The organism is Leptolyngbya sp. BC1307 (assembly GCF_002286735.1).
Taxonomy (GTDB): domain Bacteria; phylum Cyanobacteriota; class Cyanobacteriia; order Phormidesmidales; family Phormidesmidaceae; genus Phormidesmis.
Genome location: NZ_NRTA01000154.1, coordinates 1 through 1114 on the forward strand (window position 1 = coordinate 1; position 1114 = coordinate 1114).

1 protein-coding gene is annotated in these 1114 nt (G+C 52.8%); it reads right to left on the minus strand.

Annotated elements, in window-relative coordinates:
• Positions 1-131: 131 nt before the first annotated feature.
• Entirely contained in the window at positions 132-1019 is an 888-nt protein-coding gene (locus CKL79_RS22495) for a hypothetical protein (protein WP_121971719.1), read from the minus strand.
• Between the last annotated feature and the right edge of the window lie 95 nt (positions 1020-1114).

Sequence of the window (1114 nt, forward strand, 5' to 3'; positions counted from 1 at the left end):
TACCGAAGCCCAAATATCAGAAAGACAAGCCGCATGTCTCTACCGCGCGCCTCTTGGCCAAAGCTAAAGAAGACAAGAAATCACCTTGAAAGGGCTGGTTCTATCAACGTCTTTAACGAACGTCTTCCAGCTCAAAGACTGCTTACCTTCTGGGCAGGTTGCGGTCTCTGCTGACCAGTCAATCTTAAACTGCGTCTCGTCAACTGCGTCTCGTCGTATGCTCCTTCTGTCTTCGATTGCCAGCTAGCGTTCTGTCTGGTCGGGCCGACCATCTCAATCTGTTGCTCTTTAGCGTTTACGAGAATCTCTGCACTGACATATGCAGAATCAACAAAGTGCTCTGATGGTGAAAGTTGTTTATCCGCTAACGATTGATGAATCGCTTCTGCTCGCTGCGCTTCATGGACTGTCGCATCTGTTGTTTCTACATGAGTGATCAAATGACACTGGTCATCGTCGCAGGTCTCGCTGAAATGAACAGCGTAGCCAATCCAGTTCACCCCGCTTCGAGAGCGAAACCGAGCATCGACATCGTAGGGCGACTCGATACCGGCCTCAGCACGGGGTAGTTCCTTTTTTGACTTCCAACGCACGCGCTTTTCTACGGGAGCCTCGGCGTCGCACTCGTAGTGGCGCGTCAGCATTCGCATCAGCGCTTTGATTTGAGCCAAGTTCTGCCAGTCGGCTATCTCTGAAGTTTCCAGGCAGGACAGTAGATAGTAGGCATCTTCGCCGACTTGCTGAGCGTACGCATTCCGTTTAGCGTCTGACCTTGGTAGCTGGTAGTCCTCAACGCGCCGCCCGTAGCGCATATACCAGTCATCCGGCGCAATCGTCGTCAGCCAGTCGGGCGCTACCGTAGCCAGTTCATTCAGCGCCGCCCGCATCGTCTCGCCGACTAGCTCTAGCCGATTAAGCTTGCGAATAGCCGCGATGATGCGGGTGGCATCTGTGCGCTGCTTCCCTCGTGACTTCAGCAAGCCTTGTTCCTGACAGCGATGCAGGAGTTTGTCTAGCATAGGACTTACGCATTGACAGAGCAGGCAGATTATGGGTGGTAAAATAAATCACATCCTCTTAGCCTTCTGGTCAGCATGCGCCAGCGATCAAAACC

Bases quoted from the DNA above. Each gene is read 5' to 3' on its own strand.
- CKL79_RS22495 (WP_121971719.1), bottom strand. From the start codon at position 1,019: ATGCTAGACAAACTCCTGCATCGCTGTCAGGAACAAGGCTTGCTGAAG.